The organism is Limosilactobacillus fastidiosus, assembly GCF_014145505.1.
GTDB classification, from domain to species: Bacteria; Bacillota; Bacilli; order Lactobacillales; family Lactobacillaceae; genus Limosilactobacillus; species Limosilactobacillus fastidiosus.
In genome coordinates this window covers 1-25,941 of record NZ_JACIUZ010000042.1, presented here as the reverse complement: position 1 = coordinate 25,941, position 25,941 = coordinate 1, and the positions used below count along the sequence as shown (strand labels likewise).

Here is a 25,941-nt window from a genome sequence, read left to right as displayed (position 1 = left end):
ATTTAACATCGGTACTTATTTTTGTTTAAATTTAAAATAAAAAACGAAAGATGGCTCAGAACCCCGTCTTCGTTTAAGAAAGGACCATCTTTCATGAATTATTCTACCAAAATTGCTTTAGGAATTAAAGATTCTCACCTTGAATTGGATACAGCACATTTTAAAGATGCGATTGAAGATCAAGGCAACCAGATAATTGTTCACCTTGTCCAGTCTTATCCCTTACATTGCCCACGTTGCGGTCAATTAATGCTCAAGAATGGCTTTAAGCTGGTCAAAATATTGGGCCCCAGCTTGCACTATGAGCCGACCATTTGGTCAATTCGTAAACAAAAATACCTTTGTAAGCCATCACCGGACTGTCCACAAACGATTACCAAGGTGGCCAGAGTTAAAGACGTTAAGTATCGCCACCATATCAGTCAGGCCATTAACCTGCGAATTATGATGCAGCTAACCGCTAATGAATCGCAAACTGATATTGCTAAGGAACTCGGTATCTCTGATTGGACGGTCAGACGAGTGATCTTGAACCTCGACCAATCCTTCAAGCCTAACTACCACTGGCTACCACGACACATCGCTTTTGATGACTTTAAGTCTGGTCGCTTTGCGCCCAGTGGCATGAGTATGCTCTTAATGAACATTGAAAATCACCGCACTTTAGACATTATTTTGTCACGACGAAGTCGCTACTTACGTAATTACTTTCTGCGTTACGACCACTCGGCTCGTTTAGCAGTTCAGACCGTTACGGTTGACCTGTACACACCTTACCGTCATCTTATTCATGAATTGTTTCCGCATGCCATTATCATTGCCGACCACTTTCACGTGGTCGCACAAGCGTATCGGGCCTTGAATCAAATTCGTATCAAGGCTATGAATAGCGCCGGGAAAGGAACCCATCAGTGGCGAGCCCTTAAACACTTCTGGAAACTAATTTTAACCCCGGCAGGACTGCTTAAATATGATAACTATTGGTCACGACGCAATTTTGGTTACGCTCAACTTACCGACGTTGAAGTGGTCCATCGCTTACTATCTTTCAATGAGGATTTAAGTCAAGCATATCGCTATTATCAGGAGCTAATTCTAGCTGTCAGTCATCGTGATCAAGGCGAATTGAACCAATTACTCAGCCAGAAGTGGACTACGCTACCCTGGCCACTCCAAAAGGTTCAACGAACCTTGCGCATCCATAAATTAGAGATTATTAATAGCTTCAAATATCAAACCTATACTAATGGTCCAGTAGAAGGGATAAATAACAAGATTAAGGTTATTAAACGAACCGCTTATGGTTTTCGTAACTTCTGCAATTTCCGGGCTCGTATCCTGCTCGCCCTACCTAATTCATATATTGCCATTAACTGGAACCATAAAAGAACAGCTCATGCCAATTTCCAGACACGAGCTGCTTAAAAACTTATTCTATTTTCTTATCAGTACTTCTTGACGAAGAAACCATTAAAAATACCACCCACATTTCTGTAAATGGCATCAGTATCCGTTAATATAAGTTAACAGATACTCATTATTAAAAATTATTTTTTTGTAATCATTTCATGATTATGTTTTGAGCGCAAAATAAAAGCCAGTGCTGCAATATCATACAATTTTAACTTTAATAATAAAATTGGTATTGTTTGTTTCTCTTTACACTTATTTATCCTTATCTTTCGTAGAGAATTATTTATTATATCTGTTTTTAAAATTCGTTTTAGTTTTTTCATTTTTGATAAATAGCTAATATTATTAGCCCTATCAAAGACTTCATGAACCATCATCACATTAAGATGCATTAAAACATAAAAATTAAATGCTTCTTCCAAGTAACTACCCGAAGGTATTTTACAACTTGAAATTTTCATTGCTCGCAAATAATTGCTAACTTTATTATTATTAAAAGTCCTCATTACAGAGTTACTATTATTCCTGTAATGATAAAGTATATAGTTATTTAATAAAATTGAATTAGTCTTTAGCAAAATCTGAATCATAAAATCCCCATCTTCTGCTAAATTTAACCGTTCATCAAATAGAATTTTATTATTAACTATAATGGAACGTTTAAACACCTTACCCCAAACAGTCATGTACAAGGTAGGTAGCTTTAACATTTTGCTTTTATACCCTCGTAGCTGCTCACTTTCTAATAATTTGACGGCATCTATTATATCTAACTTATTATCATTTTTTGTATAATTAAAGATTATTAAATCTTTATCTTTACTTAATTCTTGAAATACTATATTACACCATGTTTGATTCAACGTATCATCAGCATCAACAAACATTATATATTTTCCAACTGCCTCTTTTAGTCCTCGGTTTCTAGCACTCGAAACACCACTATTAGTTTGCCTAATTATTTTAACAGTGTCGCTAAATTCATCTATTTTCTTTAGTGAATTATCAGTAGAACCATCGTCTATCACAATTACTTCAACATACTTATTCATATTAATAACGATACTAGATATACATTCTTTTAATAAGTCTCCACTATTATAATTTGGGATGATCACACTCAATAATTTTTCTTTTTTCATTTCTTACCTCCAAATAATTAAGCATATTTCATATGAAAAAGCTAAAATTTTTTCATATGAAATATGCTTAATTGTACTTTCAGGAGTGTGACATAATCAAGCAACCATATCTTCAATAAATAATATACTTAGCTTTTTAACGAAACAAGCATATTTTAATTACTACCGTTACAATACTATATTTAATTTAGCTCTGTTAATTAATCTATTTAATTTTCACAAAGCAGTAATATAAACGCATAAATACCGTATCATCAACGAACTTCTTAAAATTATCAACCATAATTGTGAAATACCCTTTCTAAAATAAATCCTGTATTTAAAAAAGAGATAATAAGAAATTAAGACTAAATAGCGAATTTCACGAGCTAAATAAAATTTTAAACTTTTTCATCATTGCCTTAATTTATTCATTTTAGTTTTATTAATTCTAAAAAGCTTAATAGACTGGCTTTCTTGAATATCTTTTCATTAGTATCGCATTTAAGTTGGGTAAAAAGTCTACACTTTAAATTTACTATAATCACTGATTTTACATATTGAATACTCACAAACTCCTCATAGTAGAGACGTTACCTCACCTCTATTAATCATTCTTTTCCGACATATTTTGATTTTTATAATCCACCATACGTTTTATTTTCCGACCTAGTGAATAAATATTTGGATGTTTTTTTACCTTCATTTGTACTTTATGTGCAATAAAGTTTACCCAAGGCATCAATTCTTTCTTTAGCCCGTGTGTATACCATTGTTCAACTGTTGTATTAATATATGTAAAATTCCTACCGTATCTTTTGACTATCTCTTTACCAATCTTTATATATTGAATATTTTCTGATGCTCCGGGAGAAATATGCCAAACTCTGGCAGGTACTACATAGTTTGTTAAACCATCATTCAATGCAATTAGGCTCTGTTCAACAGCATAAAAATGCCAACCAACAATATCACTAAATGGATGCTTTTCCCAGAAAGAACGCTTCACTACAAAGAAACACTCATCAACTGTTTGCACTTTAGTTGGTTGTTTTATTGCTTCTCCAATATTTTCTTTCTTTGTATTTTGGACAAGTGTTGTTACAATGTAATCTCGATTGTCTTCATCTTCATTATTTGGGCTTCCAGCTATTCCAATGAGGCCATAATCGGATAGTCTGTTAACATTTATCAAAATGTCATGTAGTGCATTTGTATCTAAAAATCTAATATCTGGATGCAAAAAAACCAAATAATCTCCACTTGCTATTTTAGCGGCCTTATTATAAGCCTCCCGAGCAGAGCTATATTGATTATTATCATTCTCTATCTTTATTAATTCATAATTCACATTTTTTTGTTTCGAGAGTTTTTTTTTAAATTCCCTATATACTTCCTCTTTATTTACAATCGTAATTAAAGAAAAGCTTTTATTTTCCACTTTCTCACCATCCCAGAATATCATTCTTAATTGATCTAGCTGCCCATGCCCTGTTAACCAATTCACTATTATATTCTACTAATGTCTTTATTTTAGCCTTCCGATGATAAAGCCATACATTAAAAAGACGTTCTCCCAAAAAGCCAAATAACCTTTTTTGGTAACTATCATAATTAGATATATCAATAATCTTTTCGACTTTAAATAAAATTGGAAATAACCAGCTGGCATACTTATCTAATTCTTTTTTAGAAGTATAAAACATATTAAAAAATGAAGCGGAACTTTGGTCCATTACATAATCAAAAGAAGATAGGTACTCCGGTGATAACTCTTCAATCACATTTCTAACAGCTTTCATATCTTTTTCGTGATGAAAGTGAGCAAATTGTTCCCACAAATTACCTTTACCACCTACTTGAGGCTTCACAACAACCCAATCAAAATCATCAAGATAAGAGTCTAATTTTTTTACAGGAACTGGCGATACATTCCCACTAAATAAGGTTGTAATGAATAATTCCGAATTGTTATTAAACTTAGAAAAATAGCGACGATAATGTGATAAACCCAGATTCTTTTCACCACTATTCTTCCACATCCAATATAGTCCAGTTAATTCGCAAAATGATGGATTCCTACTAGAAATATTTTCTCCAGAATTATCCTGTAAAAAATTATCAGGATTAGGGTTAAAATCAGCGCCAACCAAAAGTGGTACATAGCTAATGGGCAAATTGTTATAGTTAAAATGCTTATGTGTTATCACATACATTGTCATAATTTTACACCTATTCTACTTGTTTAAAATCTTTTTCCAAGTTATAGCGATAAATGAAATAACTATTCCCAGAAGTCCCCCAAGCGCTACCCCAACTGCAAAATACTTTTTCTTGTTAGGAGTGGTTGTAGTTTCAACACTTGAATTACTTGCTTTTGCTAGCAAGTGTACCTCCCCGGCTCCTGGTTGTAACTTAGGTAATTCATTTTGGAAACTTTTTGCTACTGCATTAACTATGTCAACTGAATTTTTTTCATTACCTGTTTTAACACTAATCTTTAATACCAAAGATTGTGGCTTACTTTTGGCACTAACACTATTACTAATGTTATCAGCAGTATACTTCTTATTAATCTTTTTTGATAAATACTTTTTAGCATTTTCAGCAATTATTTTGTTTTCAGCAATGTCCTCATATGACGACATCATGTTTAAATCAGCATTAGTAACTGGATAATCCTTATCTTGACTATCCATAACATTATGTGAAACCAATACATATCTTTCTGCAGTATACGTAGTTTGCTGTTTATGTTTTGCATAGAAAAACATTAGCATCCCCCCAAAGACTGCTAAAATAATTGTAAAAATTATTGCACCAAGAAAGGATTTATTCAATTGCTTTAAACTATAACTTTTCACTTTGGTTCCTCCGTATTTTTTTATAATAAACATTCGAAGCAGTAAAGGCTATTAAAAAAGGATTAAATGCTATATCTAACAGATGAGGCTCAACTAAACAGCTAATACTAATTAGCACAATGATACCTGCCATACAGAAATCACTTTTTAAAATCGAACGTAATGCAATAACTGTCATTAATATTACAAATAATATTGCAGTTACTAGTCCATATATTACAAATAATCTGATAAATGACGAGTCAATATAAAAATATTGTTCTCCCATACCGAATACATGAAAAGAATGGAAACCAGAGCTTCCTCCAAATCCCCGCTCCGTTATTAAATTACCAAATAACTTAATCCCATAGTCACTAATCGCAAGATGCGATAATCTCAATCGCTCTGAAAATAAATTATTAAATAAATCAAAAATTCTGTTAGATGATGAATAAAAGTATGAAGCAACAACTGCTACATAAGCAAATAGTACTGGAATTATCCAAAAAAATGAGGCAACTTCTCTAAAAAGCTTTACACCTTTATATGCCTTTTGAGCTATCAATACAACAATAATTGTTACAAATATTGCAATAACATCGAGTCTTGCCTGAGTTAATAACATTAAGATTACTCCAATGATACTAAATGCAAAATAATCTTTCCAAGACAAATCAATAAATCTTAAATAGCAATATGCAAGTATTAAAAATAAAATATGTGCCCCAAAATCAGTTGGATAATTAATTCCAAATGAATGCCTGCCAAAGCCATTCCTCATATAGACAAGATCTTTAATGATTCCTAACTGTGATGAAATTATCACAAATGTAATCATTATTAGTCCAATCATGAAAAACCATTTTATTAACGATCTAAAATTTACGTTCTTAGCCCCAAGGATTAAAGAAGCGTAGATCACTATATCAAATGCATGTGTTTTCCTCCACACAACTACAGCAAGTATAAATATGATCGTATCTATGGAAAAAATTTTTATATTAAGACTATCAAAAAAATAGATCTTTAGTAAGAGAATCCCGACAACTAAGTAAGACATCCGTGAAATTAAATTAGGTGATACATAATCAGCATATGTCGTAGTTTTCATAAAGGAACTAATATAAAGGGCTAAAAATGCTATATAAAAAAGATGTACACCACTAATTGAAAAATTTGCGATCTTATTTATTATTTTATTCAAATGCATTATACATTCTCTCTCATTTTTTCTCTTTTACTATATATATTGGTCGTTGCTTTGTCTGCATATAGATCTTTCCAATATATTTACCAACAATTCCAAGACAGAACAACTGAACTCCTCCAATAAGTAACATGATACATACTAATGAAGCCCAGCCAAATGCACTACCACCTGGCGAGATAATATGACGAATTATTACAACGATAATACCAATCACAGCAATGAAAGCTGATACTCCGCCAATCCAAGTAGCGATAGATAATGGTGCCTCCGAAAAATCAGTTATTCCATCTACCGCATACTTAAATAATTTCCAAGTTGACCAGTCAGTTGTTCCGGCAACTCGTTGAACATTTTTATATGGAAGATACTTGGTTTTAAATCCAACCCAGTTAAAGATTCCTTTTGAAAACCGATTATATTCTTTTAGTGATAAGACCGCATTAACCATTTGCCGAGTCATCATCCGGTAATCACGGGCCCCATTTACAATTTTAGTGTCAGAAATTTTGTTGATAACGTCATAGAATTTATCACTTAAAAACGACTTAAACTTTGCTTCCCCAGCTCGGTCTATCCGACGCATCCCCACACAATCATACTCACCTGATGAAATTGCCTGATACATCTCTGGCAAATACTCGGGAGGATCCTGCAGGTCAACATCCATTACAACAACATAATCCCCTGTTGTTGCTTCTAGACCAGCGTATAGTCCTGCTTCTTTTCCAAAATTTCTGGAAAAAGAAACATAATGAACCTTATCTGGAGCTTCCTTATGTAATTTCCGCAATTCTTTCAGCGTTCCATCAGCGGAACCATCATTAACAAACCAGTATTCAACTTCTACTGGCATTTTGTTTACAACTTTTTCTACCGCTGGGTAAAATAATGGAATTGATTCTTCCTCGTTATAGCAAGGTACAACGATTGATAGTTTAGGCAATTAAACCTGCCTCCTTTAAGCGTGACCCGTAATCTTCCGCAAAATAAACTTTCCACCTTTTTTAAACCAGTTAGTATGTTCCATAAAGACATACTTAACTTCAACAGTAGAAAATTCGGGATGAACCTCTAGCCAAGTATCCAGAAGAAGCTCGCTTAAAAAGCCGTATACTCGCTGTTCGTATGCTGAGTAGAAAGAAATATCCACCCGAGATTCAACATCAGCAAGAACATTAAACATCCAGGTACAATATTCATCTAGCGGCTTTTGCTTCATAATAAACATGTTAAACATGTGCGCCCAAGTTCGCTTCATCACTTTCTCGAATGCAGGCGCATATTCAGGATACTTCTCATGAATTACCTGACGCATTACCTCAAATGGCTCGTGCTCATGGGCATGAAGGTAATGCGATTCATTTGTTTCAATGTAATAGCGACGTTTAGGCGGTAAAATAATATCGTGATCTTTAAGTAACTGTACTACTTGTTTGCTTGATAGAACCTCATCTAAGGACTTTTGATGGTTCAAGCTAAGGTAACGACGGTAATGAACCAATCCCATAGCATCAACATCAAGGTTCTTCCATCCCCAGTAAATAGCTGTTAACTCATTGTAGTACGGGTTTTTAGCAGACATATTGTCTCCAGTATTATCTCCCTGAAAAGTATGGTTAACATCTGGATGGATCTCTTTACCCACAAATACAGGTAAATATAACGGATCCTCAGGCATAGCATAATTCTTATGAGCTGCAACTAATACTTTTGTCTTCACGATTTTCTCCTTAATAAGCTGCATTAGGCTTAATCATGACCTTAACTGTTTCAAACATGATCTTTAAATCAAGCCACACAGAACGTTCATTAATATAAGTTAAATCAAGTTCAACCATCTGGTCAAAACTTAAGGCATTTCGACCACCAACCTGCCACATCCCAGTAGCACCAGGTTTAACCATTAGGCGCTGGCGATCATAATCAGTGTATTCCTTCACTTCATATGGTAGTGGTGGGCGTGGACCAACAATACTCATTGAACCACCAACCACATTTAAAAGTTGTGGAAGTTCATCCAAACTATACTTTCGAATAAACTTCCCCACCTTGGTAATTCGCGGATCATCCTTCATCTTGAACATTGCACCCTCAATTTCATTCTGGGCCCGAAGTTTTTCTAGAAGTTCATCCGCGTTTGTCACCATTGAACGGAACTTAAACATCCTAAACGGCTTTCCATGCTCACCAATTCGGATTTGAGTATAAAAAACGGGGCCTTTCGGATCATTTATTTTAATTGCAATCGCGATGATTAAGAAAACCGGACTAAGGATTACCACCGCCGCTGAAGATGCTATAACATCAAAGAGCCGTTTGGTAAATCGGTAGCCATACTGATGGTGTAGTTTTCCTTCATCAATATGAATTTTCTTTTCTGTCATTCTACTTTCTCTTTTATATTTTATTTTGTAACTTTTCTACGTATCTCACATATTTTACCAGTATTTTACCAGTCTGAAAAGTCTTCTCACAATTCATGGTTGTCTAACCACTCTTGAACTGCATCTAAATCAAAGCCCTTGCGGTACATTGCCTGCTTAAACTTTATCTCTCGTTCATGGCCCGCATATCGCCGATAACGGTGCCAAAGTTTCTCAGCTTGACGTTCTAGTAATTTCTCTTGCTGTTCAAAATCTTCTTGTGGTTCTACTTGTCCCTTAATTTGGTCATAAATTGAATTTGCGTATCCTTTTGTTATTAATCCTTGCCGAACCTTTTGCTCTTGGCGCTGAAGCGGTTGTGAACGATAACGGCGAAATAGTTTCTTAGCGAGCTTTGTTGCATTCTTAAGCTGATGTTCGAGAGTGAATTGGGCTAGTGCATCATCAATATCATTTTCTCCAATCCTTTTTAACCGGAGCTTTTGACGAATATTTCTCGGTCCTTTAAGATCAGTATTCATTTCTGTCCGCACATAACTAGCAGCGTATTCATGATCATCAAGCAATTTCTGATCACGGAGTTTTTGCAGAACTGGCTCAATAAACTCATCTGGAGTTTCAAGATCCCGAAGCTTTTTGATAACATCACTTTCTGTACGTAACTGATGGGATAGATAATCAAGCATTCGAGAATAGGCCCGAGCAATCTGATCGGCAGTCGTAATTTGAGCTTCGAGTTCCTTATCAACCTCCAGCCCCTTCATCAACCGAAACTGAATTAAGACGCTCTCTGCTACAGGAAAGGCATACTTACCGTCAAGATAAACGTTATACCGTCCTTGACGCTTTTGTACTTCAATCTTAGTAATTTTTGCCATTTTCAAAATCCCTTCTTTACAAATTCACTTCTCGTTCGTTGTTATAGGTGTAAGCAGTGGCCACTACTTATTAAACATCAAACCTAAAGGAGAATTCATCATGAGCATGACTCAAAAGTTCAAAACCGCTAAAATTCAGTTAACATTGGTTGGCGAAAAGCACCCTAAAGGGGCAAAGCACATTCTTAACAATGTTACTGAAACCATTAGTGAAGAACAATTTTCACTTCTTAGCTCTGTAATGGAAACCTTAACTGGAGAAAAGGTGACTAACGCTAACGTGATTGAAACCCAATCAATCGTAATGGACTAATAGTTTAGAAAGGAAGTTTACTTTATGAAAACTCTCAATTTAATGTTCAAGGGTAGTCTTGGTAAGAAGCATTTATTAAAGTTGAGCTACGCTAATGACCAGTTAAATGCAGCAACTGTTCGGCAAGCAATGAACCAGCTCTCAAATACCCATCTGTTCTTTAAGAATGATGAAGACATTTACGCAACCCCGGTTTCTGCAAAGTATGTCGATACAATTCCAACGGTCCTCTTTAATGATGAAAAGGAAACTCCTGTTGCTGAATAATTAATCATTCCATCTTAATAATCCTCAACGGGGAGTAATCCTGAACTAACCTACCAGTTCGTGGACCCCTACAAGTAAAAATAAGGTTCCAGAGTTCGGTTTTGCCGGGAAATGGAACCTTATTTGTATACTACGCACTATTTGTACTTCATCTAAATTAATAAGATTTATATCACAATCCTTACTTTTTAACGATTCTTTTTCGGGCATTATCATGTTCAGTTTTAATTAGTTGCCAGAAGTGCTCCTTTTCAATTAGTTCACCATCATATGCTTCCTGAAAAGCTGCATTAATTGCCGCCCCCATCATGATGAGGTAACCAGAAAAGTCGAGCCAGACCATCATTGCAATAAAAGCACCAATCGTTTTATAGCCAATTACACCATGATTAAATAGGATGGTATATAACCCAAATAGTTTAGAGAGCCATAACCAAAAGATCGAGACAAGGAATGCCCCAATCGTGGCAAAGCGCAACCTAATCTTAGCATTAGGGACAAAATAATAGAGCATTGTCAGAGCAATGAAAATAACCGCGAAAGTGATCGGCCACTTTAAACTACTAAACAGGTAGATGTAATGACGTTTAAAGTGCAGGAGTGGTTGAAGCCATTTAAGGAATTGTTCACCGACCCCATACAGGAAGACGATCACAAAGATAATGAACACAACGACAATCATCCAAATAAATGAAATTACTCGGTTGCTGATCGGATTTTGATTTTCTGCAATTCCATAAGCATGGTTAACACTTCTTTGAAAAGCCGCGATCCCTTGACTCGTCGACCAAAGTGCGATCAAGGCCCCGGTAGTCAAAACACCACCACTTCCCCGCTGGAGAAAATCCAAGACTAATGGCCGAATAAAGCTATAAACCGTTGCCGGAACTAACGTCTGGAGATAAGTTAAAACAGTATTCGCGTCAATTCCAATCATTGGCAGTAAGTTTCCAATCACCAATAATGCCGGAAAGATGGAAAGTAATGTATAGTACGCAAGTGTCGCTGCCGAACTAGAGAGTTGGGCTAAGGTAAAATGCTTAACCAACATTGTAATTAATTTTTTTAATTTTGCCTTATTTTCCTTCCTAATCATTAGCCAACTCCTCATAGTAATACTGGTTCATTATACATTATTTTGAGTTGCATGGAAAAAGAAAGTCAATAACGAAATCTTAAACAAACAAAACGGAAAAGTTTCGAAATAACTTGAAACTTTTCCGTTTTCTATATTTAAAACTGCTAAGCAGCTTACTCTTCTTAGCCGTTGATATGATGTTTCTTCGAAGAAATACTGTAGAAGATCCAAGCAACCAGAGCAAAGAAGACTGGACCAGCAATTGTCCAGAATGCAGTTTGCCAATCCTTTTCAAGCATTGGTTGAATGAACGTAAACAGAATCCCGACAATTAGGATAATTTCAACAAACCATACTAAAACATCTGTCCAGAAACGATTCTTAAAGACTTCAAATGGCCGTTCAATATTTTTCTTCCGTTTAAAGAATGGGAAAGCCCCAACTAAGAAGAGGTATGGGAAACAAGTAGAAACGTTGGCCATATCTGTCAAAATGGTGTAGAACCGTTGAGCTGCAGAGCCACCGAAGGCAACCAAGAAGATAATGACGGAAACAACAGTAACCTGTAACCACATTGCATTAGCAGGCATTCCCGCCTTATTCAACTTAGTTAACTTTTTTGGCCATAATTCAGGGTTAGAACCAAGAATAAAGGCCTTGATTGGTGAGTACATCAAAACAAATAACGCACCCAAGAACCCAAGTGCCTGAGCAAAAGCAACAATTCGCGTCATGGCCGCTCCCCAAACAACAGCAGTTGCGTGAGAAAGCCCAAACGCTAACCCTAACTTAACCCCTAAAATATTGAAGAGAACATAAGTAGCATTCCCAAGGTTAGTAGTACTCTTGGCAAAGTCATGGTTATAGTTGGCGAACCAACCAGCCATCAAAATCATCAAAACATAGGCACCAATAGTAAAAATTGATGCAATAATCAAACCACGAGGGAAAGTTTTTTCAGGGTTTTTCATACTATCAGTAACTGAACCAAGTGATTCCATCCCACCATAAGCAAAAATAGCGTAGACAACGAACGAAATAATTGCAATTGGTGTTTGGAATTGTGGGTTTGGGGATAACACAAAATCCTTAGCGCTATGAATTGGTTGGGCCAATGCACCTTTATTTGCAATTAAAATTATAAAGGCTGCAATAACATAGATAATGTTAACAATAACGGTGAAGATCCCGCCAAGAGACCCCACCTTGGCAATTGCAGTCATTCCACGAGAACTAAAGTACGTACATGCAATCATCAAGACAATTCCGAGTACCCCAATGACTTCAGTTGAACTCAGTCCAATGAAATGCCATTGTTGAGTGGTATCCTTACCAAAAATCAAAGCTGAAAAAGTAATCCAAATCCGAGAAGCGGTGGAAACCATCCAGACAATCCATGACGCTAACCAAACGAAAGTTCCAATAAAAGCTAATTTTTCACCAATTGATCCAGCAAGCCAAGAATAAATTCCACCCTTGGCATCCTTAAAGGCTGAACCATATTCAGCCATCATTAAGCCACACGGGAAGAAGAAACAGATCCCCGCTAAGGCATACCAGATAATACTCCCATAGCTCATTTGCAGGTACGCATTTGAAACATTACCAAAACCGAAAATAGCGGTAATGATCATCGTAACCAGGCCAAAGGTAGTAATCATTTTTTTATTACTACTCTGCTCATCCAAAATAAAAACCTCCAGAATATAGGAAAAGATTCTTAAATAAAAATAAGAATTTATTTAATATTTTAAGTATAGCCCTATTTGATAAAAATAAAAGGCTTTTCACCAAAATTCTTATTATTTTCTAATATTATTTATGCAATATTCTTTTGCTATTCACGCATAAAATTCATAATTAGAGTAAATAGGTTCTGATATCCGTATATTTATAAATGGATATATGTAAGTTTATGAGCTGATTATTTGAATGATGCCGACTAAAAACTTATTTTTTCTTTCTCATAATCAATAAAAAGGCAGACCTCTAAATTTTCTTTAGTGAATCTGCCCTTTTACACATTAATATACGAAGACTACTTATTTAACTTTCGTAGTCACTTTAAATTATTATGAGTGGCAGGACTGTATTATGTTGAACTAAACTTTCTTCAATAAGTTAGATAACAGACTACGCACATAGCCTCAACATGTTCGTCCTAACCTTTCAAGCGACCTTCCCAATCCTCTACTGGCTCACACTCTTTTATTCATAATGTCCTGCTAAGTCTTTAGCAATCTCACTGTAGTGTTCAAGATACTTAGCATAGTTATCATCGTAAATATACTTGGCATCAGCTTTAGGATCTTGGGAAGTCAAGATCTTAGGACCCTTATCTGTAACAACAAGCGTATGTTCGTATTGGCAAGACCAGCCACCATCAGCGGTCTTAGCTAACCAGCCACTCGGATCGCTAGTGTCCGCTTCCCAGGTACCGGTATTAATCATTGGTTCAACCGTGATTGTCATACCATTCTTCAAACGAAGCCCTTGACCATGTTCACCATAATGAGGAACCATCGGATCTTCGTGCATTGTTGGTTGAATTCCATGTCCAACAAATTCCCGAACGTCTCCATAATCGTTTTCATCTTCAGTGTAGTGTTGAATAACAGCACCGATATCACCAATCCGGTTACCGGCAACACATTGATCAATCCCCATAAACAGTGACTTTTTGGTAACATCCATTAACTTCTGGATCTCTGGCTTAACGTTACCAATTCCATAACTCCAACAGGAATCACTAAAGAAACCGTCAACACTAACAACGGTATCAATTTTAGCTAAGTCCCCATCTTTAAAGATAAGCTTTTTCCGTGGAAAGCCGTGACAAATTTCGTCGTTAACACTGACACAGGTTGCATATTCATAGCCTTCAAAGCCAATTTGTTCAGCTTTAGCACCAGCAGCCTTAAAGTATTTCCGAGCGAAATCTTCAACTTCCCAACTTGAGATCCCAGGCTTAATAAATTGCCGAATTCCGATGTGCATAGCAGCAAGTGCGGCACCAGCCTTTTCCATCGCTTCAATTTCGCGTGGTGATTTTAATGTAATCATTAAAGTGTCCCCTTCATTAATTTTATACGTAAACTAGTATAACACTTGTCACCAAAGAAGTTGTAAACCATGCTATACTATGAAGCGTAATTTATTTTAAACGGGGGAATAAAAATGGCTAAAGCACTTGTTGTCTACGCTACTATTACCGGTAACAACGAAGACGTTGCCGACATCATTACCGAATCATTTGAAGATCAAGGGGTTGAAGTCGACGAAACTGAAATTACAATGGCAGACGTTGAAGATTTTAAGGACGTCGATATTTGTGTTGTTTGTCCTTACACTTATGATGAAGGGGCTCTTCCTGATGAAGGACTTGACTTTTATGATGATCTTCAGGAAGCTGACTTAACTGGTAAGGTTTATGGTGTCGCCGGTTCTGGGGATACATACTACGCTGATGACTATTGTAAGGCAGTTGACCTTTTTGGCGAGGCTTTTGAAAAAGCTCATGCTACTAAGGGTGCCGATAATATCCATATTAACCTGTCACCAGATGAAAATGATATTAAAACTCTCGATAACTTTGTTGCAAAGCTAATTAAAAAGGCGGCTAAGTAATGATTAAACAACTCTGGAGTAAGTATAAATCAATTATCGCCTACCTGTTCTGGGGCGTTGTAACCACTGTTGTTAACTTAGCTGTCTTCCAAATTTTAAGTCCTGGTCTCCATTGGAATGTCGAAGTAGCTACGGTTCTTGCCTGGTTTGCTTCGGTTTTGGTAGCCTACTTTACCAATAAAGTCTGGGTATTTGGCTCTCATTACACGACAGTTAGCGATTTTGTGGTGGAAATTCTCCGCTTCTTCTTCTATCGTGGATTAACCTTAGTAATTGATATGATAATCACCTATGTTGGGATCCAAGTCTTAAAGTTTGATACACCACTTCAACAATTTATTGTTAAGTTTATTGATAACGTTGTTGTCGTAATTACAAATTATATTTTCTCAAAATGGTTAATCTTTAAGGATAACCGTGGAATTGAAGATAAATAAAGCAGCAAAGCTCGGTAAAACCGAACTCTGTTGCTTTATTTATTACTTAGGTATTCTTCGATAATATTCAAAATCCGTTCACTGGCATTGCCATCGCCAAACGGATTCTCGGCTTGATCCATTTTCTTATAAACCTTATGGTCGTTAAGAAGACTAAAGACAGCCTGTTGGATACTTGTTGGATCTGTACCAACAATTTTAACGACACCAACATCAATTGCTTCCTGCCGTTCAGTCTTTTCTCGTAATAGTAAGACAGGCTTATGAATTGCCAATGCTTCTTCCTGGATTCCACCTGAATCAGTCACAATAAAATCACACCGGGCAGCGATGTTTAGGAAATCACCATGATTAAGTGGCTCAATTAGGTGAATTCGTTCCTTATTACCCAAAACCTCATCAGCAAGACTCATTACTTCACCATTCGGATAAACCGGATAAATTAGCTCAACGTCTTTATTGGTTTCAACAATGTCCTTCATTGTATGAAAGACCCGTTCCATGGGAACTCCAATACTCTCAGGACGTTGCATCGTCAAAATAATCATCCGATGATCATCCGGAATCTTTTTCAAAATATCACTATAAAAATCCGTGCTTAACCGTTCTTTAACTGAATCAATTACTGGATTACCAGTAACGTAAATTTGTTGCGCTGGATGATGTTCACTTAAAAGATTATCCCGAGCACGTGTAGTTGGCGCAAAGTAAAGATCGGCTAGGTTATCGGTTATCTGACGGTGAATCTCATCCGGAAATGGTAGATACTTATCATACGTCCGTAACCCCGCTTCCACATGCCCCAAAGGTAGCCGGTTATAAAAACTAACTAAGCTTGCTGCTAAGCTAGTCACACCATCTCCTACAACCAGAAACATGTCTGGTTGACCAGCATTAATAACGTTATTTAAGTTATGGATCAATTGACTCAATTGCTCAGCATAATTAGTATTTTTGAGGCTAGATAGATCTAAGTCGAAATCCGCTGTTAGGTTTAAATAATCCATTGTTTGCTGAAGGAGTGGCCGCTGTTGCTGTGCAGCAATTACAATTGATGGCTTCCAAGTATCTGGTTCCTGCTTCATCTGTTCGATGATTGGTGCAAGCTTTATCGCTTCAGCCCGAGTTCCAAATAGAAGCATAATTTTAAATGGCTTTTTCACAGTGACAACTCCTTTTTTAAATACTATTTTAATTGTACAACAATTTAATAATATTTTTAAAAAGTAAAATTTATTTCCCGGGAAAAGAATATTTGCCACTCAACAATGCAACTAGCAATTACTAGTTGCATTGTTGAGATATAAAGAAAAAAAGGCCAAGAAAAGCAAATTGTTTTTCTCAGTCTTGAATTGGATCTAAAAATATAAGCATGAAATATGGTCCCATCCGGAATCGAACCGGAATCGGCCGCTTAGGAGGCGGATGTACTATCCAGTTATACTATAGGACCAGACAAAGAGTATTATCGCATTTACGATTGAAGTCGTAAAGAAGATTTTACTCTTTTTTGTTAATTATTTAGTTATTTTTTTGTGTTATTGCTCTTACGACGATGTTTTAGACGAATTCCTTTGTTTTTTCGGTTCTTCTTATGTGGCTTTTTCTTTGGTTTTCTTGGTTTACCAAGAGTTTGGTGAATACTCTTTTCAACACTAGTCTGATTGTTCCATTGCTCTTGCTGTAATTGACGACTATTTTGTCGACGTAACGAAACAGATTTCTGGCCCCTTTGCGGCTTTTCGTCCGTAATCTGATCGTTATTAATATAAAGGTGTTCTAATTGGTAATCAGTATCTTTAAGAAGCTTTTTCAAATCACGAATATCGTGATCATCTCCAAGGTTAATCACTAATCCTGGTTCACCCTGCCGACCAGTTCGACCAACACGGTGAACATAAGTATTAGTTTCAGTCGGTAAATCAAAATTAATCACAGCCGGAAGTTTAGGAATATCAATTCCTCGAGCAGCAACATCCGTTGTCAATAGCAACTTAATTTGACGTTTCCGGAACATTCGCATTGCTTTTTCCCGCTGTGTTTGCTTTTGACGACCGCCTAGCGTCCCAATTGACATATGTTCATGACGAAGACGACTAGCAGCATAATGAAGTGTCCGCGTACTATTAAAGAATACCAAGCCACGAAAATCCTTAATACTAGTCAAGCGGCGAAGGACCGCTGTCTTTTGGGCGTTAGTCCGAGCATCAATATACCCATGGCGAACAGTGCCCTGAGTATGATCCTTCAATGTAACATCAAGGATTAAGATATCACGACCGAACATCACCGAAAGTTGTTGAAATACTGGCGACTTAGTAGCAGAGAAAAATGCTAATTGAGTACTCAATGGTGTAGCACGTTCAATATCTTCAACCACTGCTAAGGTATCATCCCGTAACAAATCATCAGCTTCGTCAATTACCATTGTCTGTAAGTGACCAAGTTTTAGATGACGGTTATCTAACATATGAAGAACCCGTCCAGGTGTCCCCACAACAACATCGGGATGTTTTCGCAACTTCATTACTTGACGACGAAGGTTTGCACCACCCGTTAGAGCTAATACCTTAACGCCAATGATGTTCCCCCATTCACGCATTACCCTCGTCGTCTGCATTGCCAATTCTTGTGATGGTGCTAGAACTAATAATTGGGTTCCTGCGCCAGGCATAATTTTGGGCAAGAGAGGCAAAGTAAATGCTAGTGTTTTCCCTGAACCAGTAGGTGCAATTCCGAGAATCGACTTATCTTCTGCCAAAGGCTTAGCAACAGCCTCCTGAATTCCCGTAGGTTGTTTAAATTGCTGGCTAAATTTTTCTTGAAATTGTTCGATCAAATGTTATCCCCATCCTATTCTTGATCTTTATCTGCCGGAAATTCTAATTGTGCTGATTGACGAAGCGAATACATGACGGAGTTAACAGTTTCGGAAAGCTCCATCCATCCCTTGTACTTCTTCATCTGTTCTTCATTGTCTGGATTATTAAATAAGTCGGCAAAATCATTCATTTCATCCGTCATTGAATTCTTTTCAACCGGCGCATCAAGCTGGTGAGCCTCCTTATCAGAATCGTAATAAGTAACCTTTTGAGTTTCAAAAATACTATCGAAAACAAGAGTATCCTTAAGTCCATAAACTTCAGATGGTAAGTATGAATTAGCAGTCTTCCCAAAATTCAACGTAACACTGAACTTGTCGTAGTTCAAAATAGCAACACCCTTAGCATCAACGCCGGTCTTGCAAAGGGTTGGGTAGTAAACAACTGACTGTGGCTGCCCAAACATTGTAACCGCACCGTAGACAGTATAAACACCGAGATCCATCAAAGCACCACCAGCATACTTTAAGGTAAAGATATTTGGATAAGGTTTATCACCCGCGAGAACCTTATCATACCGAGAAGAATACTTCATTACGGTAATCGTTGCCCCTTGAATGTAGTGTTCCTTCATTTCATTAACTTTCTTCAAGGCTTTGCAATATAGTGGTGTGTGAATATGGCGAGCCGCTTCGACTAAACGGGCATTAGGGTGGGCTGCCAGTAATGATTGGATACCAGAAAACTCACTTGGGTTTACAAAAGCTGGCTTTTCAACGATCACAAACTTATCATTTTCGATTGCCATCCGCGCTTGTTGATAATGCAAACTGTTTGGTGAAGCGATATAAACAACATCGAAGTCACCATCTTCAAAGAATTTTTCAAGATCATCATAGAATTCTGTAGCACCATACGGCTGGCCGAATTCCTTAGCCCGATTCATTGTCCGTGAATAAACCGCAGTTAATTTATACTTACCTGTAGTTCGAGCTGCGTCCAGCATTTGGTCCGTAATAATATGAGTTCCAATAATTCCTAACTTAAGCATTTGAGCCAACTCCCTTATCAGATATTTAACTTGTTACATTTATCATACCAATTATTGTCTGTTTTTAACAGAAATGAAATCTTTCGATCATATAAATATGTGTATAATATTCTTGTAGAAATGACTTATCATATAATTGAGGAGATTGATGGAATATGAAAAAAAAGGGAATGTTACTCTTCGGTGCGGGACTAATGGCCGGACTCTCCAGTACTTTAGGGTTTAGTCACGCAAAGAAAAGTAGCACAACGACTGCGTTACCAATATTTTACGCCGGTACTTGGCGGTACTATGATCAGGAACGTAATCGGTCCCATAAAATCACCATCTCTCCGGAACTAAAACTTGGGATTGATAACCAAGAAATTCCTGCAACGGTTCAATTAATCCGCGAAGATAAATTAGTTTATCTTGACAAATTTGGGTATCATATTGTTATCCAAGCTAATGACCAACGCCCCGTATCCTTAATGGATGAAGCTGACGATCAGGTCTATGCAATCCAACCACTTAAGTAAGCTGCAATGATTGCGGCTTTTTTTGATCCAGTTATTTCTCGGTAACCAAGTTAAAATCTGTTCCCCCTAATTCCCCCTCTAACGCCGATACATCGTTTGACAGAGGAATTGCTAACTTCCGTAAGCTTTTTGCTGGTTCGCACTCTATTTTTCATACGTCCTATATTTTGGTGCCTTATAATACTCCATGAATTGAAGAATTTGATTAAAATCATCACTAAAGTACATGCTATCAAAATAAGTTTTTTCAAGAAAACCTTCGTGACACATGTGAGCGAATGTCCGTTCTAGTGGTGAATAAAAGCCATCTTGATTATAAAAAGCAACAGGCTTCAGATTTTCACCGATTGTAATCCACGAAGCCGCTTGGCTAATTTCTTCAAGTGTTCCAATCCCACCAGGCAGTGCTAACATCCCATCGGCCATCGCCATCATTTTTTCTTTCCGTTGATCCATATCCGGAACAATTTTAAGATCTTGAATTTTCGAGTAAGCAGCACCGCGGCTTGCAAGAGTTTCGGTAATAATTCCGTGAACGGTTCCCCCCTTATCAAGAACACCATTAGCAACCGCACCCATTATTCCGAACTGTCCACCACCATAGACTAAGTCAATTAGGTGAGCTGCCAGCCACTCTCCTAATTCATATGCCTTTTTTAAATATTTTTCGTCATTTCCATTTCGGGCTCCACAATATACAGCTAACGATTTAATCATTTATTTTTCCTCCTTGTTGTAGGACAGTAAGTTGTTGTTGAATTGCACCAACGGCTGTTTTAACAGCTGCCACTTCCACTGGATAAAGGTTGAATAATAATGGGTGACCTTGGCCATTACGATTAAGTAACGTTGGAAAACTAACGTATCCTGAATATTGAGGCTGGTAGATTGCCACTGAAACACTCAACTCTCCATCCCCAAGAATTGCAGAAATAATTTTGAGCGTCCATGCAACAATGGCACTAGCACTATAGCCAAGTCCCTTAAAGGTATACCAGTTATCAAGGTCAGCATTAATTCTTAATTGATTTTGATCAAGGTGGTGACCGTTAATACTCTCATCTAGTTTTTGCCCATTAACGGTAACTGTGGACCAGGCAAAGACCTTATCTCCATTATGTTGACCATAAACAAAGCCACTAACATTTTGGGATGACAATTCTGCAGCCTTTGCAACTGACTGGCGCATTCGGGCTGTATCAATTGTGGTTCCGATACCAATTACCTGCTCCGTTGGTAAGGCAAGTTGCTGTTGCAGGTAAGCAGTAATTGCTTCATTGGGATCACTAATATTCAGAACGATTCCATCAAAACCACTTTGTTTTACCAGCGGAGCAATTTCACGAACTGCTTCCCCGTTTCGAATCAATTCTGCCATTTGCTCTTTTTTCAGAAGGCTACTATTTCCAAATGTAGTTATAAGGATATCTACGTTTCTTAGAGCTGCGTAGTCCTGAAGGATAATCTTAGTCCTTGTGTTTAGTGCCGTTTGGGCATTTTCCAAGTCAGTTTTCAACCCAACGGCTAAGGCATCATCTCGATCGATCAAGACTAATTGATCTGTTTTATTAGCTATGACTAAATCATGAGCCAATAATCGTCCAACATGTCCTAACCCAATAATTCCAATCTTTCTCATTATCTTCTCCCCGATCAAAAATGGAGCATCACAAAAAATCATTGTGAGGCTCCGTTATTTTTTATATTTGCTTTATTATTCTTCCTGAAATTTAGCTGCTTCAGGAAATGTATTTAAGATATACTTACGTGGGCCGTCAGGAAATTCAAATTCGCCTTGTACTTCATAAGTCTCATCATGATCACCAACGGTCAAGGTTACTCCATCATCACTGAAGGATACATTAACCCCTAATTCAATTGCCGCTTTGATTAAACGTTGTGTATCATCCGAATACTTTTCACTAATTGCTTGAAGGGGATGAGTCATGTTCATATTAGCAGCAAAACGATCATTAGCAATCTTCAAACCAAATGAAAGGAGATTTCCGTTTTCAATTTGATCAGCTAATTGACCACTAATTGTTAAGGCCGGATCATCTACACGCCGTTGAACAAATTTAAGTGCTAAGCGGTATTCTCGGGGTGCATTAAATTCATCAACTAAGTCCTGCAATTCAGCAATGATCTTAGTTGCTGCCTCATGCATTTCTGGCGTTTGTTCCTTCGGCTTTTGCAAAGCAACCTCATTATTAAGCTTCCGCGCTGCTACCAACTTTTCTGGTAAATTATCCGGAAGTGGCTTAATTAGAGTATTAATCATTAATAGTTCAAGGAAATTAATGGTATCATCACTCACCCCAGTTCGGGAAAGCGGATCTAAATCAAAAGAACGGAACTCAAGATAATTAATTCCCTTGGTTAACATCCCCTGTAAATCACCCACTTCCTGATTATGACGACGACAACGAACAGGGCCAAAGAATTCTTTAATACTGTAGTAAGTCCCGTTATCAATAAATTCCTGTAGCTTAGCAAAGTGTTCTTCTAATGAATTATAACCAACTTGTTCATTAGGAAGATTATCATCACCATAATCACTACACCGTAAGCTCCGAACTGGTAATTCAAGATGTTCAGGAATAGGCATATCTTCTGAAGCTGGACTTGCACCGTATAGGTAAGTAAATAGCCATTGATAAAGGACAAAACACTGGGCCATCTTAAAGTAAAGGTGATTTTGAAAATCAACGAGTGAATCATATTCATCCTTATAGAATTGATCGTATAAAGTCTTTACCAATCCCTTATTCAGACTGAAATTAACATGAACATCACCCAACAATTCTTGAGTGATACCATATTTCTTACCTAAGTAATCATGATTAGCTTGATCCCAAGTCTTCGTATTATCCGTCATTAAGTAGTCCAAATCATGGTTGTATACAGGAGCAGGAGCCATACTAAGTGGCCATAAACGTTCATCTTCGTGAAGTTGACCAACCATAATTTGCTCAAGCATCTTTAATTGACGAACAGCATTCTTACTCCCAACAACTGGTGACGTTTCAAAGTCAATCATATTATCGGTAAAGCCAGAATTTAAGTATAAGTTATGGCGGCGAGAACGTAGAGCTTCCGGATATGGATAACGACTAGCGCGTCCATTAGTTAGTACCCGGTGCTTCTTTGCTTCTAACCCAAACTCTGATGCGAACAGCTTTGCATTCAATTCGGGTTTGCTCAATGCTTGACGAATTGCATCATATCGATCAGCCATTCAAGATCACCTCATTTCTTATATACCATTACACAATAACACTTTGATCACAAAGTTAGCAACCTCAAAAGTATAGTGATAAATGCTTAAACTAACTATTTACGGCGTCTCACTAATCTCTTGATAGCTAGTTAGATATTATCTGGTAATGTAATTTAATAACTTAAACATTACTTGTTTATTTTCTGCCGGAACATCATGAGTAATAATCTCTGCGGTTGTCTGGTGGAGAGCATTATCCTTAAGCGGATACTCACTATCATTAATTGCGATTTCCCGCACATTATCTTTCATCGGTTCAAAATGGAATTGAAGACCGATCACATTATCGTGATAAAGGAAACCCTGATTTTCATTCAAATCGCTACTAAAAAGCAACTTCGCATCGTCAGGAATCTCAAACATATCTTGATGCCAGTGCAAAGCCGTTAACTTATCTGGGATCCCTGGAATGGCATCATTCTGCCGGTATACAGGAGCCCAGCCCACTTCCTTATATGGCGCTTGAGTAACCTGATAGCCCAACGCCTTCACTATCTGTTGGGCTCCTAGACAAGCACCAAAAATTGGCTTCCGCTTATCAAGCATCTTTCTAATCAATTCACGTTCTTGTTCCAACCAAGGAAAGTCATCATTAGGACTCATGGCGCCACCGAGGAGCACTAACATATCAGTTTCATCTATGGTTGGCAAGTTACCAAATTGGTCCAGGTGGTAAACATACATTTCATTATTATTAGCATGGATCCAATCCCGAATTGATCCAGGACCCTCATTTGAAGTGTGTTGTAAAATATTAACTCTCATTAATTAATACTCCTATAATTTATTTGCTCCCCAATAATGATTATCATTAATAAATTTTAATGTTATTGGAATCAAGTGTCAATAAAAGCGTATTCAAAGAGCCAATTGTCAACTATTTGATATTTTTGGGGAAATTAGTCGGTAATGATTCGAATATTAATTTTATTACATTCTAAAAATTTTAGTAAGCAAAAGTTTGAAATCTTCATTATAGTTATCTTGAATGGACTGTCATAGTGGATTGTATTTACTAATTTTTCTTATGATTACCTATCATTATTACTATATGGTTTAATTTATCATTTCAAATATTAGAATCAATACTAGTAGTTAATTCTATAAATAAGGAAAGCCTAGCACATTCAAACTTTGAAAATGTGCTAGGCGCTATTTAATAAACTTTAGCAATCATGGGTTCCAGTATATTCACCCTTTAATGGTTCACTAATATCAACTACTTCAACATTATCAGTAAGGATCTTAGTCGGACTAACTAACGGCATTGTAAAATGCTTCGGATCGAAGCGTAATTCCATCTGCTTTTCGAATTGAACATTCGCATAAGGTTCACTCTTGATATAAATATCACCAATGTTAGAACTGACCTTTTCATTAAAATCTGGTAAATCCATATCTTTATTAACAAAGATTAAACGGTAATTAGCGTCGAGACTACAATTACCGATCGCTGAAAACGGGCCAACACCATCATCAAAATCTAACACTACCTGTTTATTAGGACTAAAATACTTTTTAAGCCGTTCTAGTGCAGTCTCAGTCACAGTTAATATCTTCATATGCATGTCCCCCTAAGCTTTTAGTATTTACATTTTACTGATAACAATTAGGTATTCATCCCGTGACTTTAGTCATGGGATGAATGCCCTTGCTTAAATTAAAATTTTGATACCAATTTCTAATCATATTGATGTTGTAATTACTCACCCTCGATGGCATCATCTTAATATAACGGAGGTGAGTAATATAAAAATGCTAAAAGGAATTAAACTACGCTTATACCCAAGCAAATCACAACAAGCCCAACTATTACAAATGTTTGGGAATAATCGTTTTGTTTGGAACCAAATGTTAGCTATGGCTAAGCAACGCTATAAGAATAATCCGAGGAGTCATTTTGTAAACGGCTATCAAATGGATACCCTACTAAAAAGGCTCAAACAGGAATATCCATTTCTAAAAGAGAGTGATTCGACTAGTCTACAAGTGGTTAATCACAACTTAGCACAGTCTTTTAAGATGTTGTTTAAGCATCAAGGTGGTTATCCACGCTTTAAGAGTAGACATACAGCTAAGCAGTCATATACAGGGAAATCTACAATTTCTGTTGTTACTAAGCGTTACCTAAAATTGCCAAAACTTGGCATTATCAAATCTAGCAAAACTACTCAATTAACCGATTGTAAGGTTAAACGTTATACCGTAAGTTATGACCAAACGGGACGTTATTACCTGTCATTACAAGTAGAAACAGATGAACCAGCTCTCTTACCTAAAACAGGAAAGACCGTTGGTCTTGATATGGGAATAGGTGACCTAGCAATTAGCTCTGACGGAGAAAAGTTTAGTACTTTCAATGCCCGATGGTTAGAAAAACAGACCACCGTTTGGCAAAGCAAATACGCTAAACGTAAATACCAAGCTACCGTTGCCATACGTCAATGGAATCATAATCACAACGATACCAAAATGGAGCTAAACGACTACCAAAACTGGCAACGGGCACGGAGGCAAAAAGCACGTTATCAACAGCAGATAGCTAATAAGCGCAAAGACTACCTCCATAAGCTGACAACTAATTTGGTGAAACAATATGATGTAATTGTGATTGAAGATTTGAAAACCAAGAATCTTCAAAAGAATCATCATTTGGCTAAATCAATTGCCAATGCGAGTTGGTATCAATTTAGGAC

Annotated in this window: 27 protein-coding genes and 1 tRNA gene; 7 read left to right on the top strand and 21 right to left on the bottom strand. The window is 36.9% G+C overall.

What is annotated here, in order from left to right; translation table 11 throughout:
- Positions 1 to 93 precede the first annotated feature (93 nt).
- Complete coding sequence (locus H5R64_RS07145) at positions 94 to 1,425, top strand: ISL3 family transposase (protein ID WP_182583162.1); 1,332 nt, start codon at positions 94 to 96, stop codon at positions 1,423 to 1,425.
- 122 nt (positions 1,426 to 1,547) lie between these two features.
- Here the strand turns inward: H5R64_RS07145 and H5R64_RS07140 are convergent, their stop codons facing one another.
- The 9 genes from H5R64_RS07140 to recX form a co-directional block, all read right to left on the bottom strand.
- The gene (locus H5R64_RS07140; RefSeq protein ID WP_182583160.1) at positions 1,548 to 2,555 is read right to left on the bottom strand and encodes a glycosyltransferase family 2 protein; all 1,008 of its coding nucleotides are present in this window, start codon (positions 2,553 to 2,555) and stop codon (positions 1,548 to 1,550) included.
- 586 nt (positions 2,556 to 3,141) lie between these two features.
- Complete coding sequence (locus H5R64_RS07135) at positions 3,142 to 4,041, bottom strand: glycosyltransferase (protein WP_231797935.1); 900 nt, start codon at positions 4,039 to 4,041, stop codon at positions 3,142 to 3,144.
- Positions 3,980 to 4,756 carry a DUF4422 domain-containing protein gene (locus H5R64_RS07130; RefSeq protein ID WP_182583158.1) on the bottom strand — a complete coding sequence of 259 codons (777 nt, stop codon included), beginning with the start codon at positions 4,754 to 4,756 and terminating at the stop codon, positions 3,980 to 3,982. The genes H5R64_RS07135 and H5R64_RS07130 overlap by 62 nt, the downstream gene beginning before the upstream one ends.
- 15 nt (positions 4,757 to 4,771) lie before the next feature.
- On the bottom strand, positions 4,772 to 5,398 hold the full coding sequence (locus H5R64_RS07125) for a YveK family protein (protein ID WP_182583157.1): 627 nt from the start codon (positions 5,396 to 5,398) through the stop codon (positions 4,772 to 4,774).
- Positions 5,385 to 6,590, bottom strand: a complete 1,206-nt coding sequence (locus tag H5R64_RS07120) for a hypothetical protein (RefSeq protein WP_182583155.1) — start codon at positions 6,588 to 6,590, stop codon at positions 5,385 to 5,387. The genes H5R64_RS07125 and H5R64_RS07120 overlap by 14 nt, the downstream gene beginning before the upstream one ends.
- Positions 6,591 to 6,603: 13 nt before the next feature.
- Positions 6,604 to 7,533 carry a glycosyltransferase family 2 protein gene (locus H5R64_RS07115; RefSeq protein WP_182583153.1) on the bottom strand — a complete coding sequence of 310 codons (930 nt, stop codon included), beginning with the start codon at positions 7,531 to 7,533 and terminating at the stop codon, positions 6,604 to 6,606.
- Between the two features lie 15 nt (positions 7,534 to 7,548).
- The gene (locus H5R64_RS07110) at positions 7,549 to 8,310 is read right to left on the bottom strand and encodes a DUF4422 domain-containing protein (RefSeq protein WP_182583152.1); all 762 of its coding nucleotides are present in this window, start codon (positions 8,308 to 8,310) and stop codon (positions 7,549 to 7,551) included.
- Positions 8,311 to 8,320: 10 nt separating this feature from the next.
- On the bottom strand, positions 8,321 to 8,974 hold the full coding sequence (locus tag H5R64_RS07105) for a sugar transferase (protein ID WP_182583150.1): 654 nt from the start codon (positions 8,972 to 8,974) through the stop codon (positions 8,321 to 8,323).
- A gap of 86 nt (positions 8,975 to 9,060) precedes the next feature.
- On the bottom strand, positions 9,061 to 9,852 hold the full coding sequence (gene recX / locus H5R64_RS07100) for a recombination regulator RecX (RefSeq protein ID WP_182583148.1): 792 nt from the start codon (positions 9,850 to 9,852) through the stop codon (positions 9,061 to 9,063).
- 100 nt (positions 9,853 to 9,952) lie between these two features.
- Here recX and H5R64_RS07095 point away from each other — a divergent pair, with 100 nt between their 5' ends.
- Both H5R64_RS07095 and H5R64_RS07090 read left to right on the top strand, forming a co-directional pair.
- Positions 9,953 to 10,165 carry a hypothetical protein gene (locus tag H5R64_RS07095; protein WP_182580937.1) on the top strand — a complete coding sequence of 71 codons (213 nt, stop codon included), beginning with the start codon at positions 9,953 to 9,955 and terminating at the stop codon, positions 10,163 to 10,165.
- Between the two features lie 24 nt (positions 10,166 to 10,189).
- On the top strand, positions 10,190 to 10,432 hold the full coding sequence (locus tag H5R64_RS07090) for a DUF2922 domain-containing protein (RefSeq protein WP_182580936.1): 243 nt from the start codon (positions 10,190 to 10,192) through the stop codon (positions 10,430 to 10,432).
- A gap of 181 nt (positions 10,433 to 10,613) precedes the next feature.
- On the opposite strand, the gene H5R64_RS07085 is transcribed toward H5R64_RS07090, so the two are convergent.
- The 3 genes from H5R64_RS07085 to map form a co-directional block, all read right to left on the bottom strand.
- Positions 10,614 to 11,528 carry a YihY/virulence factor BrkB family protein gene (locus H5R64_RS07085; RefSeq protein ID WP_182580935.1) on the bottom strand — a complete coding sequence of 305 codons (915 nt, stop codon included), beginning with the start codon at positions 11,526 to 11,528 and terminating at the stop codon, positions 10,614 to 10,616.
- Between the two features lie 164 nt (positions 11,529 to 11,692).
- Positions 11,693 to 13,198, bottom strand: coding sequence for a glutamate/gamma-aminobutyrate family transporter YjeM (gene yjeM / locus H5R64_RS07080; RefSeq protein WP_182583146.1), 1,506 nt, complete (start codon positions 13,196 to 13,198; stop codon positions 11,693 to 11,695).
- 520 nt (positions 13,199 to 13,718) lie between these two features.
- Positions 13,719 to 14,573, bottom strand: coding sequence for a type I methionyl aminopeptidase (gene map, locus H5R64_RS07075; protein ID WP_182583144.1), 855 nt, complete (start codon positions 14,571 to 14,573; stop codon positions 13,719 to 13,721).
- A 114-nt stretch (positions 14,574 to 14,687) separates the two neighbouring features.
- Between map and H5R64_RS07070 the strand changes: the two genes are divergently transcribed.
- Both H5R64_RS07070 and H5R64_RS07065 read left to right on the top strand, forming a co-directional pair.
- Positions 14,688 to 15,137: a flavodoxin gene (locus H5R64_RS07070; protein WP_182583142.1), complete on the top strand. Its 450-nt coding sequence runs from the start codon at positions 14,688 to 14,690 to the stop codon at positions 15,135 to 15,137.
- Complete coding sequence (locus H5R64_RS07065) at positions 15,137 to 15,574, top strand: GtrA family protein (protein ID WP_182580931.1); 438 nt, start codon at positions 15,137 to 15,139, stop codon at positions 15,572 to 15,574. The genes H5R64_RS07070 and H5R64_RS07065 overlap by 1 nt, the downstream gene beginning before the upstream one ends.
- 35 nt (positions 15,575 to 15,609) lie before the next feature.
- Here H5R64_RS07065 and wecB read toward each other — a convergent pair whose 3' ends face one another.
- From wecB to H5R64_RS07045, 4 genes are all read right to left on the bottom strand, one after another.
- Positions 15,610 to 16,737, bottom strand: coding sequence for a non-hydrolyzing UDP-N-acetylglucosamine 2-epimerase (gene wecB, locus H5R64_RS07060; RefSeq protein ID WP_182583140.1), 1,128 nt, complete (start codon positions 16,735 to 16,737; stop codon positions 15,610 to 15,612).
- 217 nt (positions 16,738 to 16,954) lie between these two features.
- A tRNA-Arg gene (locus H5R64_RS07055) sits at positions 16,955 to 17,027 on the bottom strand.
- A 72-nt stretch (positions 17,028 to 17,099) separates the two neighbouring features.
- Positions 17,100 to 18,413 (bottom strand): DEAD/DEAH box helicase, encoded by a 1,314-nt coding sequence (locus tag H5R64_RS07050; protein ID WP_182583138.1) that lies wholly within the window; start codon positions 18,411 to 18,413, stop codon positions 17,100 to 17,102.
- Between the two features lie 14 nt (positions 18,414 to 18,427).
- The gene (locus H5R64_RS07045; RefSeq protein ID WP_182583129.1) at positions 18,428 to 19,447 is read right to left on the bottom strand and encodes a Gfo/Idh/MocA family protein; all 1,020 of its coding nucleotides are present in this window, start codon (positions 19,445 to 19,447) and stop codon (positions 18,428 to 18,430) included.
- Between the two features lie 155 nt (positions 19,448 to 19,602).
- Between H5R64_RS07045 and H5R64_RS07040 the strand changes: the two genes are divergently transcribed.
- A complete protein-coding gene (locus H5R64_RS07040; protein ID WP_182583127.1) occupies positions 19,603 to 19,965 on the top strand; it encodes a DUF4828 domain-containing protein in 363 nt (120 codons plus the stop codon).
- A 144-nt stretch (positions 19,966 to 20,109) separates the two neighbouring features.
- On the opposite strand, the gene H5R64_RS07035 is transcribed toward H5R64_RS07040, so the two are convergent.
- The 5 genes from H5R64_RS07035 to H5R64_RS07015 form a co-directional block, all read right to left on the bottom strand.
- Positions 20,110 to 20,682, bottom strand: a complete 573-nt coding sequence (locus H5R64_RS07035; RefSeq protein WP_182583125.1) for an LOG family protein — start codon at positions 20,680 to 20,682, stop codon at positions 20,110 to 20,112.
- Positions 20,675 to 21,604, bottom strand: a complete 930-nt coding sequence (locus H5R64_RS07030; protein ID WP_182583123.1) for a lactate/malate family dehydrogenase — start codon at positions 21,602 to 21,604, stop codon at positions 20,675 to 20,677. Before H5R64_RS07030 ends, H5R64_RS07035 begins: the two co-directional genes overlap by 8 nt.
- Positions 21,605 to 21,679: 75 nt before the next feature.
- Complete coding sequence (locus tag H5R64_RS07025) at positions 21,680 to 23,203, bottom strand: glutamate--cysteine ligase (protein WP_182583121.1); 1,524 nt, start codon at positions 23,201 to 23,203, stop codon at positions 21,680 to 21,682.
- 138 nt (positions 23,204 to 23,341) lie between these two features.
- On the bottom strand, positions 23,342 to 24,010 hold the full coding sequence (locus H5R64_RS07020) for a type 1 glutamine amidotransferase (RefSeq protein ID WP_182583119.1): 669 nt from the start codon (positions 24,008 to 24,010) through the stop codon (positions 23,342 to 23,344).
- 401 nt (positions 24,011 to 24,411) lie between these two features.
- Positions 24,412 to 24,807, bottom strand: coding sequence for an iron-sulfur cluster biosynthesis family protein (locus H5R64_RS07015; protein WP_231797936.1), 396 nt, complete (start codon positions 24,805 to 24,807; stop codon positions 24,412 to 24,414).
- Positions 24,808 to 25,000: 193 nt separating this feature from the next.
- Here H5R64_RS07015 and H5R64_RS07010 point away from each other — a divergent pair.
- Positions 25,001 to 25,941 (top strand): RNA-guided endonuclease TnpB family protein (locus H5R64_RS07010; protein WP_182583114.1); only part of this gene is annotated, 941 nt, incomplete at its 3' end.

Bases quoted from the DNA above. Each gene is read 5' to 3' on its own strand.
- H5R64_RS07145 (WP_182583162.1), top strand. From the start codon at position 94: ATGAATTATTCTACCAAAATTGCTTTAGGAATTAAAGATTCTCACCTT.
- H5R64_RS07140 (WP_182583160.1), bottom strand. From the start codon at position 2,555: ATGAAAAAAGAAAAATTATTGAGTGTGATCATCCCAAATTATAATAGT.
- H5R64_RS07130 (WP_182583158.1), bottom strand. From the start codon at position 4,756: ATGACAATGTATGTGATAACACATAAGCATTTTAACTATAACAATTTG.
- H5R64_RS07120 (WP_182583155.1), bottom strand. From the start codon at position 6,590: ATGCATTTGAATAAAATAATAAATAAGATCGCAAATTTTTCAATTAGT.
- H5R64_RS07105 (WP_182583150.1), bottom strand. From the start codon at position 8,974: ATGACAGAAAAGAAAATTCATATTGATGAAGGAAAACTACACCATCAG.
- recX (WP_182583148.1), bottom strand. From the start codon at position 9,852: ATGGCAAAAATTACTAAGATTGAAGTACAAAAGCGTCAAGGACGGTAT.
- H5R64_RS07095 (WP_182580937.1), top strand. From the start codon at position 9,953: ATGAGCATGACTCAAAAGTTCAAAACCGCTAAAATTCAGTTAACATTG.
- H5R64_RS07090 (WP_182580936.1), top strand. From the start codon at position 10,190: ATGAAAACTCTCAATTTAATGTTCAAGGGTAGTCTTGGTAAGAAGCAT.
- H5R64_RS07085 (WP_182580935.1), bottom strand. From the start codon at position 11,528: ATGATTAGGAAGGAAAATAAGGCAAAATTAAAAAAATTAATTACAATG.
- map (WP_182583144.1), bottom strand. From the start codon at position 14,573: ATGATTACATTAAAATCACCACGCGAAATTGAAGCGATGGAAAAGGCT.
- H5R64_RS07070 (WP_182583142.1), top strand. From the start codon at position 14,688: ATGGCTAAAGCACTTGTTGTCTACGCTACTATTACCGGTAACAACGAA.
- H5R64_RS07065 (WP_182580931.1), top strand. From the start codon at position 15,137: ATGATTAAACAACTCTGGAGTAAGTATAAATCAATTATCGCCTACCTG.
- H5R64_RS07045 (WP_182583129.1), bottom strand. From the start codon at position 19,447: ATGCTTAAGTTAGGAATTATTGGAACTCATATTATTACGGACCAAATG.
- H5R64_RS07040 (WP_182583127.1), top strand. From the start codon at position 19,603: ATGAAAAAAAAGGGAATGTTACTCTTCGGTGCGGGACTAATGGCCGGA.
- H5R64_RS07035 (WP_182583125.1), bottom strand. From the start codon at position 20,682: ATGATTAAATCGTTAGCTGTATATTGTGGAGCCCGAAATGGAAATGAC.
- H5R64_RS07030 (WP_182583123.1), bottom strand. From the start codon at position 21,604: ATGAGAAAGATTGGAATTATTGGGTTAGGACATGTTGGACGATTATTG.
- H5R64_RS07025 (WP_182583121.1), bottom strand. From the start codon at position 23,203: ATGGCTGATCGATATGATGCAATTCGTCAAGCATTGAGCAAACCCGAA.
- H5R64_RS07020 (WP_182583119.1), bottom strand. From the start codon at position 24,010: ATGAGAGTTAATATTTTACAACACACTTCAAATGAGGGTCCTGGATCA.
- H5R64_RS07015 (WP_231797936.1), bottom strand. From the start codon at position 24,807: ATGAAGATATTAACTGTGACTGAGACTGCACTAGAACGGCTTAAAAAG.